This window comes from Streptomyces lushanensis (assembly GCF_001700515.1).
GTDB lineage: Bacteria > Actinomycetota > Actinomycetes > Streptomycetales > Streptomycetaceae > Streptomyces > Streptomyces lushanensis.
Genome location: NZ_MAUD01000074.1, coordinates 26,087 through 40,746, shown reverse-complemented (window position 1 = coordinate 40,746; position 14,660 = coordinate 26,087). Strand labels below are relative to the sequence as shown.

Sequence of the window (14,660 nt, the reverse complement as noted above, 5' to 3'; positions counted from 1 at the left end):
CCCCCCGCACCGCCGAAGACCCGCCGACCGCCCGGTCCCGCCCCCGTACTCCGGAAGGGCGTGAGCACCGGCCGACGAGAGGAAAACCTCCCGTGCCAGCCTCCCGCTCCCTCGCGCGCCGCCGCCTCGCCGCCGTCGCCACCGCACTGCCGCTGCTCACCGCCGTACTCACCTCCTGCGGCTACGGCTCGGAATCCACCACCGACAAGGCCGCGGACAAGGCCGCTCCCGCCGCGTCGGGCAAGGCTCTCTCGGCCGACACGGTCAAGATCGGCTACTTCCCGAACCTGACCCATGCCACGGCCCTGGTCGGCATCCAGGAAGGGCTCTTCCAGAAGGAGCTCGGCGGTACGAAGGTGGCGCCCTCCACCTTCAACGCGGGCCCCTCCGAGATCGAGGCGCTCAACGCCGGCAGCATCGACATCGGCTTCATCGGCCCGTCGCCCGCCATCAACGGCTACGCCCAGACCGGCGGCGAGAGCCTGCGCATCATCGGCGGTTCGGCCTCCGGCGGTGTCAAGCTCGTGGTCAATCCCGCGAAGATCAAGACCCTGGACGACATCAAGGGCAAGAAGATCGCCACGCCGCAGCTCGGCAACACCCAGGACGTGGCCTTCCTCAACTGGATATCCGAGAAGGGCTGGAAGGTCGACGCCCAGTCCGGCAAGGGCGATGTGTCCGTCGTCCGTACGGACAACAAGATCACGCCGGACGCCTACAAGGCGGGCTCCATCGACGGCGCCTGGGTACCGGAGCCGACCGCGTCCAAGCTGGTCGCCGAGGGCGCCAAGGAGCTGCTGAACGAGTCCGACCTGTGGCCGGACAAGAAGTTCGTGATCACGAACATCATCGTGTCGCAGAAGTTCCTCGGTGAGCACCCGGACGTGGTCGAGGCCGTGCTCCGCGCCTCGGTGAAGACCAACGAGTGGATCAACGCCAACGACGCCCAGGCGAAGGCGTCCGCCAACGAGGCGCTCAAGACGCTCTCCGGCAAGGCGCTGCCGCCGGAGGTGCTCGACCCGGCGTGGGAGTCGATCGAGATCATCAACGACCCGCTGGCCGCCACGCTCCAGTCCGAGGCCGACCACGCGGTCAAGGCCGGTCTGCTGGAGAAGCCCGACCTGGCCGGTATCTACGATCTGCGGCCGCTGAACAAGGTGCTCACGGCCGCCGGTGAGCCCGAGGTCTCCGACGCCGGTCTCGGCGTCAAGTAGCCGCGAGGTCCACGGCGTCCGTCCGGTCCGGCACCTCCGCCGGACCGGACGGGACAGACGGACCCGCCGCGCCCGGCGGATCCACCGCGTCCGCGTGATTCCTGACCCTTCCCACACCGTTCCCAGGAGGTGACGACCATGGCGACAGCCCTCGCCAAGGCCGCCGACAGCACCCCGGCGGTGGACCACGCCGCCCGTATCGCGCATGTCTCGAAGTCCTTCGTGACGCCCGCCGGGCAGCAGCTCGTCCTGGACGACATCACCCTCGATGTCGCTCCCGGCGAGTTCGTCACCCTCCTGGGAGCGTCGGGGTGCGGCAAGTCCACCCTGCTCAATCTGGTCGCGGGACTGGACGCTCCGTCCGCCGGGTCCATCGAGACGCCCGGCGGACGGCCCGCCCTGATGTTCCAGGAGCACGCGCTGTTCCCGTGGCTGACCGCGGGCAAGAACATCGAACTGGCGCTGCGGCTGCGCGGCGTGGCCAAGCAGGAGCGGCGCGGCGAGGCGGAGCGGCTGCTCTCCCTCGTCCGTCTCGACGGCTCGTACGGCAAGCGGGTGCACGAGCTGTCCGGCGGGATGCGGCAGCGGGTCGCGTTGGCCCGCGCGCTCGCACAGGACAGCCAACTGCTCCTGATGGACGAGCCGTTCGCGGCGCTGGACGCCATCACCCGGGACGTGCTGCACGACGAGCTGACCAGGATCTGGCGTGAGACCGATCTGTCGGTGCTGTTCGTGACGCACAACGTACGGGAGGCGGTGCGGCTCGCCGAGCGGGTCGTCCTGCTGTCGTCGCGGCCCGGCCGGGTGGCCCATGAGTGGCGTGTGGACATCCCGCAGCCGCGCCGTATCGAGGACCCCGCCGTCGCGGAGCTGTCCGTCGAGATCACCGAAGAACTGCGTGGGGAGATCCGCCGCCATGGGCAGCACTGACACGACAGCACCGAAGGACACGGCACCGCGGGACCCGGCGGCGGGCGACGCGGCGTCGAGGAGCCGGACGGCGGCCGGAAGCCCGGCGGATCCGGGACTCCAGCACGATCTGGCGGGTCTGGAGGCCGGGCTCGACGCGCTGGACACCGTGCAGACCGGACGGACACCGCTGCGCCGGACGCTCGTCCAGAAGGTCCTGCCGCCCGTCATCGCCGTCGCGCTGGTGCTGGTGGTGTGGCAGATCCTCGTCTGGGCGAAGATCACCGACGACTACAAGCTGCCGTCGCCGACGGCGGTGTGGGACGAGGTGGCGGACGCCTGGGCCCAGGGCACCCTGCTCGGCTACATCTGGACCAGCGTCTCGCGCGGCCTGCTGGGCTTCCTGCTGGCCCTGGCGATCGGCACCCCGCTCGGGCTGCTGGTGGCCCGGGTACGGTTCGTCCGCGCGGCCATCGGCCCGATCCTGTCCGGACTCCAGTCGCTGCCCTCGGTGGCCTGGGTGCCGCCCGCGGTGATCTGGCTCGGGCTGAACGACTCGATGATGTACGCGGTGATCCTGCTCGGCGCGGTTCCCTCGATCGCCAACGGTCTGGTCTCCGGTGTCGACCAGGTGCCGCCGCTGTTCCTGCGGGCCGGGCGCACGCTCGGCGCGACCGGGCTGCGCGGCACCTGGCACATCGTGATGCCCGCGGCGCTGCCGGGCTATCTGGCCGGGCTGAAGCAGGGCTGGGCGTTCTCCTGGCGCTCGCTGATGGCCGCGGAGATCATCGCGTCCTCGCCCGATCTCGGTGTGGGGCTCGGCCAGTTGCTGGAGAACGGCCGTACGGTCGGCAGCATGCCCATGGTGTTCCTCGCCATCTTCCTCATCCTGATCGTCGGTATCGCCATCGACCTGCTGATCTTCAGTCCGCTGGAGCGGCGGGTGCTGCGCGGTCGCGGTCTTCTCGTGAAAAGCTGATTTCCATGCGCCACCACTCCGTCCAGCCGTCCGCGCCCCGGTCCGGTCGCCGGCCCGTGCCGCGGCCCGTGCTGCTCGTCGTGGCCCACGGCAGCCGCGATCCGCGGCACGCCGCGACCGTGCACGCCCTGACCGCGCGGCTGCGCTCGCTGCGCCCCGGGCTGCGGGTGGAGACCGGCTTCCTGGACTTCAACGCGCCCGCCGTGCCACGGCTGCTGGACCGGCTGGCGCGGGAGGACGTCCGGGACGTGGTGGTCCTGCCGCTGCTCCTGACACGCGCCTTCCACGCCAAGGCCGACATCCCGGCGGTGCTGCACGAGGCGGCGGCGCGCCATCCTCTGCTGCGCGTCCGCCGGGCCGAGGTGCTCGGTCCGTCACCGCTGCTGACCGACGCGCTGGAGCGGCGGCTGCACGAGGCCGGGCTCAGGCCCGCCGACCGGGCCTCGACCGGGATCGTACTGGCCTCGGCGGGCTCCTCCGACCCGGAGGCGATCGCGGTGATCGACGGCATCGCGCGGGAGTGGCGGCGTACCGGCTGGTGCGCCGTGCGGCCCGCGTTCGCCTCCGCCTCGCTGCCGCGCACCGAGGACGCGGTGCGCGCGCTGCGGGCCGAGGGGGTACGGAAAATCGCCGTGGCGCCTTATGTCATCGCTCCCGGGTTCCTTCCCGACCGGATCGCCGCCGGTGCCCGCGAGGGCGGCGCCGACGTACTGGCCGGAGTGCTGGGCGCGGCCCCGGAGCTGGCACGGCTGCTGCTGCGCCGCTACGACGATCGGGCCGCGGCCCCGAACGCCCTCGTACCGCTGGCCCGGCCCGCGTAGAACGCCGCGCGACGCCACGGCACACCGCGCTGTGCCGCGCTGTGCCGCGCCGGACGGCGCGGATCAGCCGAACGGTGTGCCCTGATGGAAATAGAGCCGCCATCCGCTCTCGGTCAGCCGCCACACCGAACTCCGGTGGGCCCGCAGGCCGTTGAACTCCGTGTCGAAGGTCAGCAGCACCACCCCCGGAGCGAGCTGGACACCTCGCATCTTGGAGGTGGTGATCGGCCGGGGCCCCGGCGCGCCCTTCGCGGTGAGCGCGGCGACGATCGAGCCGCGGTCCCGCTCCCGGCCCGAGGCACCGAACTCCCTGAAGTCCGGATGGAGCAGTTCCGCGAGCCGGTCCGCGCAGGCGCGGACCGCCGGGTCCAGCAGCCGCAGTTCGGCCTTGATGACGGACGAGATCGCGGAGGCACGCTCAGGCACGGGTCAGCTCCACCAGCTTGACGACGGTGTTCCAGTTGCGGCTGGTGGCCGTGACGCCCTTCAACAGGCCCGGCCTGGCGAGCGCTTCGGAGAGCTTGGAGCGGCCGAGACCGTTCGGCGTGTAGAGGTACAGCACGCGGTCCCCCAGCCGGAAGTCCTCCGGGAGGTACGCGGCCCGGTCGACGGCGGCGAACCGCTCGGCGTCCACCGGCGCGGAGAAGTAGGTGGCGTGGAGCTGCCTGCCCTCAAGGGTGGCGGCGGGAAAGGGGCACTCCTCGGCGACGGCCCGCAGATAGGCGGCGCCGCGCACCAGAACGTCGACGGTGAATCCGAAGCGCCGCTCGATGGCCCGCTCCAGCCCGCCGGTCAGGGCGTCCTCGTCGTCGGAGTCGCTGGTGAAGACCGCGTTGCCGCTCTGGAGATACGTACGGACGTCGCGATGGCCCAGTTCGGAGAGCAGCTCGCGCAGATCGGCCATCGGAACGCGTCGGTGGCCGCTGACATTGATCCCGCGCAGAAGCGCCCCGTATGTCGTGGTCATCCGCCCACGATAGGCCGCGGTCCGTGCCCGGGGCAGCGGACGCGAGCGGGACGGCCGCCGCGCCCCGTGGGGGAGAGCGCGACGGCCGCCGGTTCCGCGGGCCGTACGGCTGCCCGGCCGCGGCAGCCGGTGACGGCTATTCGACGATCTTCAGCAGCTTGTTCACGGTGTCCGGCGACGCGTTGACGATCGCGCCGGGCGTGGCACCGTCGGTCAGGGCCGTGGCGACCTGCTCGGGCGTCGCGTCCGGGTGGGCGCCGAGATGGAGGGCTGCCGCGCCGACCACATGGGGGGTGGCCATCGAGGTGCCGGAGCTGGTGCTGACGGCGGTGTCGCTGTTGTTCCAGTCCGAGATGATGCCGGAGCCCGGGGCGTAGATGTCCACGAGCGGGCCGAAGTTGGAGAAGGACGACTGCGCGTCGTCCACGGTGGACGAGGCGACCGTGATCGCCTCCTCGACGCGCGCCGGGGAGATCTGGCTCGCGTCGAAGGCGTTGTTGCCGGCGGCGACGCCGAAGGTGACACCGGTGGCGATGGCGTTGCGTACGGCTTCGTCGAGGGCCGGGTCGGCGCCGCCGCCGAGGCTCATATTGGCGACGGAGGGGCCCCGGTGGTTCGCGGCGACCCAGTCGATCCCGGCGATGACCTGCTCGGTGGTGCCGAAGCCGCTGTTGTCCAGCACCCGCACGGAGACGATCTTCGCCTTCTTGGCGACTCCGTGCGCGGCGCCGGCGATGGTTCCGGCGACATGCGTGCCGTGCCCGTAGCCGTCGTCGGCCGAGTTGTCACCGTCGATGGCGTCGTAGCCGTGGCTCGCACGGCCCTCGAAGTCCTGATGGGTGATCCGGACGCCGGTGTCGATGACATACGCGGTCACGCCCTCGCCGGCGCCGTCCGGGTAGGTGTACGCGCTGTCCCCGGCGGTCGCGGTCTGGTCGACGCGGTCGAGACCCCAGGAGGGCGGGTCGCTCTGGGTGGCGTTGACGGTGAAGGTCTTGTTCCGGACGACCATGGCGACGGCCGGGTCGGCGGCCAGACGCGCGGCCTCCGCCCCGGTGAGTCCGTCGGCCGAGAAGCCGTTGAGGGCCGTGGTGTAGTTCCGCGCGAGCCGGCCGCCGTACTCCTCGGCCAGTTCCCGCTTCCCGGTCCTGTCGTGGGTCTGCCGGGCGCCCGGCCGGCCGGCGCCCGGCCCGTCCGTCCGGTGCAGCATCACGATGTAGCCGCCGGCCGCCGCGTCCTGGGCGCCGGCGCCGTACACCACACCCTGTGCCGGAGCCGCGCCCGCCGTGGGGGAGGTGAGCGCGGTGATTCCGGCCGCCGCCACGACGGCCGTGAGGGCGGCGATGAGTTTGGTCCTGGTCGCACGTTGTCGAATTGCCATGAAGAGGGAACTCCTCGTCATCTTCCGTGGGGGGAGGCCCGGCGGACAGGAGTCTCCGCCGAACTGGCTCGAACCCTGGCCGATTGACGCGTTCAGATCAAGACCCTGGGGCGGCGGTGACCTGGTAAACCTCAATCCGCGTAAGGAATCGGCCAGTCCGGAAAGCGCCGGGCCCGCCCGCCGGCCCCCGCCCGTGACACGAGGCTTCGCTCCCTCTTGTCGGAGATATGACCGGCGCCGGGAGGAACGGACCTCCCTCCCCGCATCGGGGAAACGACGACGAAATGGCCCGACCCCGCCTTCCGGGAAGGACGGCACCGCGGGCCGCCGCGCTCCCGGCCGGTCCGGCCGCGTCGACGCCTCAGGACACCGCGGCGGGGAGCGCCGATTCGATCAGATCGGCCGCCCTCGGGGTGCCGCCCTCCGCCGCCATCGCGCGCCGGATCCCGGCGAGCCTCCCGGCCACCTCCGGATCGGAGACCAGCGCCAGCACCGCCTCCCGCAGCGCCTCCGGTGTCGCCTCTTCCGTGTCGAGGCGCCGGGCCACACCCAGCGAGACGAGCATGTCGGCGTTGCCGAACTGGTCGACCGCCTGCGGTACGGCGACCATCGGTGTGCCCGTCGCCAGGCCCTCCTGGCTGCCGCCCGCGCCCGCGTGGGTGATGAAGGCGTCGGCCTGGCGGAGAACGGCGAGCTGCGGCACCCAGTGACGCACCTCGACATTGGACGGCACCTCGCCCAGTTCGGACGCGTCCACATGGGACCCGACCTGGAGCACCGCGTACCAGCCGGGCAGACCGCCGAAGGCCTCGACACACGCCCGGTAGAACGCGGGCCGCTTGGTGAAGGCCGAGCCGAGCGAGACCAGCAGGACCTTCTCCGCCCCGGCCGGCCGCCGCCACTCGCCCTGCTCCGCGCGATCGCCCTGGCAGGCGCCGACAAAGGTGTAAACGGATTCGTCCACGCGGTCGGCGTGCGGTTGCAGCGCCTTGGGGATGAGCACCAGGGAGCGGCCGGGCCTGGCGACCAGCCGGTCCGGGTCGGTGTGGTCCATGCCCTGCTCCTTGAGCCAGTCCGCGAAGCGCGCGCGGTAGGCACGGCCGCGCGCGGAAGCCCGCAGCTGCGCGAGCATCGGCTCGCCGACCTCCTCCTCGTATCCCTCCCAGGCGACCAGATTCGGCGAGAGCTGGATGTACGGAACACCCCATTGGTGCGCCAGGACCGGCGCCGGATAGGACGTGATGTCACTGAGGACCAGATCGGGCCGGTCGTTCGCGAACGCGGCGGCGAGCCGCGGAAGCGCCTGGATCGCGTCGTCGAGGAACGGTTCGACATTGTCGATCAGTTCCGTGCCCCAGGCCGCCGGATCGTCGTCGGGCCCCGGCAGGACGGAGGTGTAGATCACCGGCCGGGCGCCGGTCGCCGCGACCTTCTCGGCGAAGGGGGCGGGGATCGCGTAACTGACCCGGTGCCCGCGGGCGACCAGCTCCCTGATGATGTCGAGGCTCGGATTCACATGCCCATGGGCGGCGATGGAGAACATGGCGATGTGGGCGGGGCGCGATACGGTCATGACCCCACCGTAGACAAGACGAGACGTCTCGTGCAATCCGATATCCGCCCCGGCCGACCACCGGCCACCGGCCACCGGCCGACTGTCGGCGACCGGCCGTCAGCGACCGGCCCGCCGGTCAGCGCTGATAGCGGGCCAGCACTCTGTTCCCGTCCTCGACCAGCCGCTTCTCCAGCTCGGCACGGCCGATCGCCCCGCTGTAGTACTCCTGGAGCGCCGGTGTCGCCACCTTGTCCTTCCACTCGGGATAGCCGCGCACCGACTGGGCGGGAGCCGGACGCAGCTCCCGCGCGAGCGCGGCGCCCGTCGCCCAGCCGTCCTCGGCGACCCGCAGGGACGGGTCCTGGAGCGCCCGCGTACCGGTCGGCAGCATCCAGTCGCCCTTGGCGAGCCGCACCATGTTCTCCGGCCGCAGCAGGAAGTCGATGAACCGCACCGCCTCCTTCTTGTACGGGCTGTCCTCGGCGACGGAGAGCGTCTGCGGACTGACTCCCTGGGCGAGGCCCCCGCTCTCACCGGCGGGCGCGGGCAGTACCGTCCACTCGAATCCCTCCGGCGCCTGCTGGATGATCTGCTGGCGGTACGAGAAGCCCAGCGGGACCATCGCGTACTTGCCGCCGAACAGACCGGGCAGGGTGTCCGATCCGCCCATGCCCAGCGTGGCGCCGGACGCGCTCCGGTCCTCGTTGACCTGGTCGTGGACGGTGTCCGGGACCACTCCGTCCGCGTCGGTGAACCGGATCGTCACCCTGCCGTCCGCGCCCCGGTGGAAGAGCCGCCCGCCGGCGGAGAGCCCGAGATTGAGTGTGGCGGAGACGGGATCCTTCAACGGCCAGGCGACCGCGTACTTCCCCGGGCCCATCCACCTGGTCAGCTCCCGGGCGATCCGCCGGAACTCCGGCCAGCTCCAGGGCTCCTCGGCGGTCGGAACGCGGACACCGGAGGCTTCGAGGATCTTCCTGTTCGCGATCAGGACACGCGGCTCCTGGAGGAACGGCACCCCGTACACACCCTCGCCGAAGGTGGCCGTCCGCCAGGCACGGTCCGGGATGTCCCGTTCGAGCCGGCCGGGCAGCAGAGGGCCGAGATCGGCGAGACGGCCGCCGTACGCGAAGTCGGCCAGATCGTCGGAGGCGTCATGGATGATGTCCGGCGCCTCACCGCCCTCGAAGGAGGTGAGCAGCTGGTCATGGACGCTGTCCCAGCTTCCCTGGACGTACTCGACCCGGATCTCCGGATGTGCCGCGTTCCACTCCTCCACCAGTTCCTTGTTGACCTGGACCGACTCGTCCTGCCAGGCCAGGGACTGGAAGCGCAGGGTGATCCGGCCGCCGCGCGTCCCGCCGCCGTCAGCCGAGCAACCGCCGAGCAGCAGGGCGACGACGGCCGCCACGACCGACGCCTTCCGTATGCGCGGCCGTCCGCGCGAAGGACGCATCAGCTCTTCACCGCCCCGGCGAGCATCCCGCCCGTGATCCGCCGCTGGATGACCGCGAAGATCACGAGCGAGGGCAGTGTCGCGAGAAACGCCGCGGCGGCCAGCGGCCCCAGATCGGCCACGCCCTCCGCTCCCAGAAAGTGGGTGAGGACCACCGGCAGCGTCTGTTTCTCCGGGGACTTGAGCAGGACGAGCGCGAAGAAGAACTCGTTCCACGCGGTGACGAAGGCGAAGAGCGCCGTGGCCACGATGCCGGGAGCCAGCAGCGGTCCGGTGACCGAGACGAGCGTACGGAGCCTGCCCGCGCCGTCCACGGCCGCCGCCTCCTCCAACTCGACGGGCAGGGCCCGGACATAGCCGCTGAGCATCCAGAGCGCGAACGGCAGGGCCCATACGGCGTACACCATGATCAGCCCGGTCAGCGAGTTGACCAGACGCAGATTCCTGAGCACCAGGAAGAGCGGAATGATCACCAGGACGAACGGGAACGCCTGGCTGATCACCACCCAGCCCGTCGCCGCCGCCGCGAGTCTTCCGCGTCGGCGGGCCATCACATAGGCCATGGGGGTCGCGAGGACCACGGCGACCAGGGCCGCGGCCACGGCGGCGGTCAGACTGTTGCCCGCCGCCCGCAGCAGCGGCTGTTCCTCGAAGGCCTGGCGGAAGTTGCCCAGCGTCGGGTCGCGCGGGATCCAGGTGGGGTGGAGACTGCCCAGCTCCCTGGCGGGTTTGAAGGCGATGGAGAGCAGCCACAGGAACGGCAGCGCGAGAAAGGCGAGATAGCACACGAGCGCGAGATACTGTCCGGCGCGCGCGGATCCGCCGGTACGCGGACTCATCACTCGTCCCCTCCCTGTCGGAGCCGCCCTACGAGCTGGAGCGCGAGGATCACCGCGATCACGGCCACCATCACGCACCCCATGGCGGCGGCATAGCCGAACTGGCCGTAGCGGAAGGCCTCCTCGTACGCGAAGAGCATGGGCAGCCGGGTGCGTCCGCCCGGTCCGCCGTTGGTCAGCACGTAGACCAGCGCGAAGGAGTTGAAGTTCCAGATGAGATTGAGCGCCGTGATGGCCAGCGCGACCGGCCGGAGCGCGGGCCAGGTGACGGTACGGAACCGGCGCCAGGCCCCGGCGCCGTCCAGCGCCGCGGCCTCGTGCAGTTCGCGCGGGGTGTTCTGGAGACCGGCCAGCAGCGCGACCGTCGTCTGCGGCATACCGGCCCAGACACCGACGACGATCACCGCGGGCAGAGCGGTGGCGAGCCCGGTCAGCCAGTCCCGCCCCTCGCCGAGGCCGAGATCCCGCAAGGTCTCGTTGAGGATTCCGGCGTCGGCGTTGTAGACGAGCCGCCACATGATGCCGACGACCACCTCGGGCATCGCCCAGGGAATGATCGCCAGGGCGCGGGCCGGCCAGCGGAAGCGGAGATTCTGGTTGAGCAGCAGGGCGAGACCGAGCGCGAGCACGAACTGCGGCAGGGTCACACCGAGCGCCCACAGCAGACCGATCCCGAAGGAGTCCCAGAAGAGGGTGTCGTGCAGCAGATCCCGGAAGTTGAGCGCGCCGATCCACTCGGTGGGCTCGGTACGGCCGGACTGCGCGTCGGTGAAGGCGAGCGCGACGCCGTAGAGCAGCGGTCCGACGCTCAGCACCAGGATCGGGAGCAGCGCGGGCAGCACCAGGAACCAGGCGCCGTGATCCAGTGGCCTGCCCGGCCGCCCCGGCCGTGCCGGGCGCCCGCCAACGGACCGTTTCCTGCCCGACCGTTCCTTGCGTGACCGCTCCACCGCGGTCGCCGATGTCACGGATTCGACTCCTTCGGGCGGCTTGTGGGGGTACAGCCCTGGCGGTCCCTGTCATCGTGCTGAGCGGGTCTCCGCCCGTCAAGGCGGTCCGCACGGATGCGAGACTTGCCAGGACCGATCGGCCGGAAGTACGGATGAGTGGGCGAACGATGCACGAGGCACGCGCGCGGGAGATCCTGGCCGCGACGGGGCTGCCGGACACCGCTGAGCTGCTCTCCCTCGGGGAGAACGCGGTGTTCGGGGCCGGTGGGCTGATCGTCAAGGTCGGACGCGATGCCGAGGACCACCCCGAACTGCTGGAGCGCGCACGGCGTGAAGTCGCCATCGCGTCCTGGCTCGCGGAGTGCGGCATTCCGGCCGTGCGCGCCGCGGAACCGCGCCCCCGGTCGGTGGACGGCCATCCGGTGACCGTCTGGCACCGGCTGCCCGCCGCCGTGAGGCCCCCGGGCCCCGGCGATCTGGCGTCCCTGCTCCGGCTCGTCCACGCACTGCCCGCTCCCCCCTTCGCGCTGCCCCGCCGGGATCTGCTCGGCGGAGTCGAACGCTGGCTGCGGATCGCGGGCGACGCGATCGACCCGGCCGACGCCGGCTATCTCCGTGAGCGCCGGGACGGCTTCGCCGAGGCCGGGACCACGCTCACGCCGGAACTGCCACCGGGCCCGGTCCACGGCGACGCGCTGCCGCGCAATGTCCATGTGGGCCCGCAAGGACCGGTCCTGGTCGATCTGGAGACCTTCTCCTCGGACCTCCGGGAACACGATCTGGTGGTGATGGCCCTCTCCCGCGACCGCTACGGCCTGTCCGCCGAGGCGTACGACACCTTCACCGCCGTCTACGGCTGGGACGTCCGCGACTGGCCCGGCTGTCCGGTCCTGCGCGGCGCCCGCGAGACGGCGAGCTGCGCCTGGGTGGCCCAGCACGCCCCGACCAACCCCAAGGCCCTCGCGGAGTTCCGCCGCAGAGTCGCCTCCCTGCGCGACAACGACCCCGAGGTCCGCTGGCACCCGTTCTGACGGACCGCCGGGACACCCGCCGCCGGTGCTCCGCCCCGGTCCTGTCCGACCGGTCCGCCGGACCCGCGAAGGCCGGCCCGGCAGGGCCCGGGGGCCGAGGGCCTCTCGTTCGGATCTTGCCGGGCCCGCGTGCCACGGCACCGCGCCTCGCGGCGTTGTCGTCGGTCCGGCCGGATCCGAACGAAAGACCCTGGGTCACCGGCTCCGCGGAATGACCGGCCAGGCCTGCTCGACCACCGCCGCCGGATTCGCGGTGCGCCGCAGATAGGCCTGCAAGGAGGCCGACTGCTCGGCCGCCGCGCCGACTTGAAGGTCGTGCAGCTCGGCCGGTGGCAGCAGCCCGACAGGCTGGTGCCGCTCGCCCATGCGCCGCACCACCCGGGCCGCGGCCAGCGCGTCCGCCCTCGCGTCGTGGGCGTCCTCGAGCGGCACCCCGTAGTGCGCGCAGAGCGCCTGAAGGGCCCGCTTGCCCTTCCGGTACTTGTCGACGTGCTTGTCTATCACCAGCGGGTCGATGACCGGTGACGGTGCCTCGCCCAGCCGCTCGCTGACCGACTCCGCCCCGTACCGCCCGCACTCACGGTCCAGCAACGACAGGTCGTACCGCGCGTTCATCACCACCAGGGGCGTGCCCGAACGCAGCACCTCGGCGACGGCCTCGGCGATCTCCTCGATCGCCGCGGCGGCCGGCAGTCCGTGCCGACGCGCGTGGTCCGTCGAGATGCCGTGGATCGCCGACGCCTGCTCGGGCACGGCCACGCCCGGATCGATGAGCCAGGCCCGTTCCCGCGAGACCGCCCCGTCCGCCTCCAGCCGTACGAGCGCCGCCGTGACGATCCGGTCGCTCTCCACGTCCGTGCCGGTGGTCTCCAGATCGAAGGCCACCAGCGGCCCGCCGAGCCAGCTCATCGCCCAGCTCTCGGCCGGCCGTTCCCCGTGCCAAGTCATCATGGCCCTCCCTCATGGTGCGGTGGCGCTGCCCCCGTTGGTGCTCCCCCGCCGGACATTCACCCTGCCACGCGCCACTGACAACGCCCGGACCACCGGTCGGGCCCGGCCGGCCGGACCCGCCGGTCGCACGCGGGCTCAGGAGACCGGACGGGAGTCCGTCCAGACCGACTCGAACTCCTCGCGGTAGGTCTGGAAGAGACCGTGCTCCGTCTCCTGTCCCGAACGGACGACCTCACGTCCGCCGCCCCGCAGCACCAGGACCGGCGCCTCCATCCCGCGTGCCCGCCGCAGATACGACTGCACCACGGCGAGCCCGTCGGCGCCGTCGCCGTCGACCAGATACGCGGTGAAGCGCGGTGTCTCGTCGAAGACGTGGATCTCGAAGGCGCCCGGATCGCGCAGCCGGGAGCGCACCCGGCGCATGTGAAGGATGTTCATCTCCACCGAACGGCTCAGTTCGCCCTTCTTGAGCCCGAGCTCGCGCTCCCGCCGTTTGACAGCGCTGCTCGCCGGGTTGAGGAACACCAGCCGTATCCGGCAGCCCGACTCGGCGAGCCGGATCAGCCGGCGCCCGGAGAAGTTCTGGACGAGCAGGTTCAGTCCGATCCCGATGGCGTCGACACGCCGGGCGCCTCCGAAGAGATCCTCCGCCGGGATCTGCCGTTGCAGCCGGACCCGGTCGGGATGGACGGAGACCACGTCCGCGTACCGGTCGCCGACCAGATCCTCCATGGCGTCGACCCGCAGCCGGGCCGCCGACGGCACTCCGCTGCCGCCGCCGAGGATCTCCAGCAGCCGGGCCGAGGCCCGCTCCGCCTGGGCGAGGACCGTCTCGGAGAGCGCGCGATTGCGGGACACGACATTCCGCGCGACCTCCAGCTCGTCGAGCGCCAGCTCCACATCCCTGCGGTCGTCGAAATACGGTTCGAATCCCGGCCAGTGCTGCACCATCAGCTCACGGAGCTGCGGCAGCGTGAGAAAGCTCAGGACATTGTCGTCGGCCGGATCGAGCAGATAGCCCTTGCGCCGCGAGACCTCCCGTACGGCGACGGCGCGCTGCACCCACTCCTGTCCCGCGGGCCCTGCCGCGGCGACCACCCACTCCTCGCCGTGGACCGGCTCGTAGATGGGCCGCAGCACCGCCGCGACCACCGCGCGCAGCCGCTGCTCCACCAGATTCAGCCAGATATACGCACGTCCCGCCCGCTGGGCGCGCGTACGGACCTCGCTCCAGGCGTCAGGCCCCCATTCCAGCTCCGCCCCGATCTCCATCGGCCGCGCGAGGGAGACCGCTCCGGGCGGGATGTCGCCGGAGTCCCCCGCGTGACCTGCGTCACCGGGGGGCAGCTCCAGCCCTCCCGAGCTCACCCGCGCACCGCCTTTTCTCCCCCTTCAACGATCAAGGAAGGGTACTCCGCCGACCGGAGGCGGTGCAGCCCGATGCACAGGCTCCTTTCTCAACTCCCTTATTCGTGAGGCTCGTTCCCGGCGCCGACTTCGGCACAAGTGAGCTGATTCATAGTGGTTGGAGCCGTTGCGTGCCCAGGTCCGACGGGACGTCATGGCCCTCGCGGGGCCGCTGGGACGACGGCCGGTCCCGGGCGACG

Annotated in this window: 14 protein-coding genes; 5 read left to right on the top strand and 9 right to left on the bottom strand. The window is 71.6% G+C overall.

Annotated features, from left to right (window positions below; all coding sequences use genetic code 11):
* Positions 1–92 precede the first annotated feature (92 nt).
* From BFF77_RS06705 to BFF77_RS06690, 4 genes are all read left to right on the top strand, one after another.
* Positions 93–1,214 carry an aliphatic sulfonate ABC transporter substrate-binding protein gene (locus BFF77_RS06705; protein ID WP_066944828.1) on the top strand — a complete coding sequence of 374 codons (1,122 nt, stop codon included), beginning with the start codon at positions 93–95 and terminating at the stop codon, positions 1,212–1,214.
* A 138-nt stretch (positions 1,215–1,352) separates the two neighbouring features.
* Positions 1,353–2,144: an ABC transporter ATP-binding protein gene (locus BFF77_RS06700; protein ID WP_066944825.1), complete on the top strand. Its 792-nt coding sequence runs from the start codon at positions 1,353–1,355 to the stop codon at positions 2,142–2,144.
* A complete protein-coding gene (locus BFF77_RS06695; RefSeq protein WP_079124892.1) occupies positions 2,131–3,102 on the top strand; it encodes an ABC transporter permease in 972 nt (323 codons plus the stop codon). Before BFF77_RS06700 ends, BFF77_RS06695 begins: the two co-directional genes overlap by 14 nt.
* Positions 3,103–3,107: 5 nt before the next feature.
* Entirely contained in the window at positions 3,108–3,923 is an 816-nt protein-coding gene (locus BFF77_RS06690; RefSeq protein ID WP_066944822.1) for a sirohydrochlorin chelatase, read from the top strand.
* A 63-nt stretch (positions 3,924–3,986) separates the two neighbouring features.
* Here BFF77_RS06690 and BFF77_RS06685 read toward each other — a convergent pair whose 3' ends face one another.
* The 7 genes from BFF77_RS06685 to BFF77_RS06655 all read right to left on the bottom strand — a co-directional run bounded on the left by BFF77_RS06685 (position 3,987) and on the right by BFF77_RS06655 (position 11,089).
* Positions 3,987–4,349 carry a nuclear transport factor 2 family protein gene (locus BFF77_RS06685; protein WP_066944819.1) on the bottom strand — a complete coding sequence of 121 codons (363 nt, stop codon included), beginning with the start codon at positions 4,347–4,349 and terminating at the stop codon, positions 3,987–3,989.
* Positions 4,342–4,890 carry a DUF1697 domain-containing protein gene (locus BFF77_RS06680; RefSeq protein ID WP_066944817.1) on the bottom strand — a complete coding sequence of 183 codons (549 nt, stop codon included), beginning with the start codon at positions 4,888–4,890 and terminating at the stop codon, positions 4,342–4,344. Before BFF77_RS06680 ends, BFF77_RS06685 begins: the two co-directional genes overlap by 8 nt.
* A gap of 136 nt (positions 4,891–5,026) precedes the next feature.
* Complete coding sequence (locus BFF77_RS06675; RefSeq protein WP_066944815.1) at positions 5,027–6,271, bottom strand: S8 family peptidase; 1,245 nt, start codon at positions 6,269–6,271, stop codon at positions 5,027–5,029.
* A 361-nt stretch (positions 6,272–6,632) separates the two neighbouring features.
* Positions 6,633–7,844: a macrolide-inactivating glycosyltransferase gene (mgt, locus tag BFF77_RS06670; protein ID WP_066944812.1), complete on the bottom strand. Its 1,212-nt coding sequence runs from the start codon at positions 7,842–7,844 to the stop codon at positions 6,633–6,635.
* A gap of 118 nt (positions 7,845–7,962) precedes the next feature.
* The gene (locus BFF77_RS06665) at positions 7,963–9,282 is read right to left on the bottom strand and encodes an ABC transporter substrate-binding protein (protein WP_066944810.1); all 1,320 of its coding nucleotides are present in this window, start codon (positions 9,280–9,282) and stop codon (positions 7,963–7,965) included.
* Positions 9,282–10,121 carry a carbohydrate ABC transporter permease gene (locus BFF77_RS06660; RefSeq protein WP_066944807.1) on the bottom strand — a complete coding sequence of 280 codons (840 nt, stop codon included), beginning with the start codon at positions 10,119–10,121 and terminating at the stop codon, positions 9,282–9,284. The genes BFF77_RS06665 and BFF77_RS06660 overlap by 1 nt, the downstream gene beginning before the upstream one ends.
* The gene (locus BFF77_RS06655) at positions 10,121–11,089 is read right to left on the bottom strand and encodes a carbohydrate ABC transporter permease (RefSeq protein WP_079124891.1); all 969 of its coding nucleotides are present in this window, start codon (positions 11,087–11,089) and stop codon (positions 10,121–10,123) included. Before BFF77_RS06655 ends, BFF77_RS06660 begins: the two co-directional genes overlap by 1 nt.
* 149 nt (positions 11,090–11,238) lie before the next feature.
* On the opposite strand from BFF77_RS06655, the gene BFF77_RS06650 reads away from it, so the two are divergent.
* Positions 11,239–12,102: a phosphotransferase enzyme family protein gene (locus tag BFF77_RS06650; protein WP_066944805.1), complete on the top strand. Its 864-nt coding sequence runs from the start codon at positions 11,239–11,241 to the stop codon at positions 12,100–12,102.
* Between the two features lie 195 nt (positions 12,103–12,297).
* Here BFF77_RS06650 and BFF77_RS06645 read toward each other — a convergent pair whose 3' ends face one another.
* On the bottom strand, positions 12,298–13,011 hold the full coding sequence (locus BFF77_RS06645) for an exonuclease domain-containing protein (RefSeq protein WP_066944840.1): 714 nt from the start codon (positions 13,009–13,011) through the stop codon (positions 12,298–12,300).
* A 177-nt stretch (positions 13,012–13,188) separates the two neighbouring features.
* Positions 13,189–14,421 carry an SAV2148 family HEPN domain-containing protein gene (locus BFF77_RS06640; protein WP_066944803.1) on the bottom strand — a complete coding sequence of 411 codons (1,233 nt, stop codon included), beginning with the start codon at positions 14,419–14,421 and terminating at the stop codon, positions 13,189–13,191.
* Between the last annotated feature and the right edge of the window lie 239 nt (positions 14,422–14,660).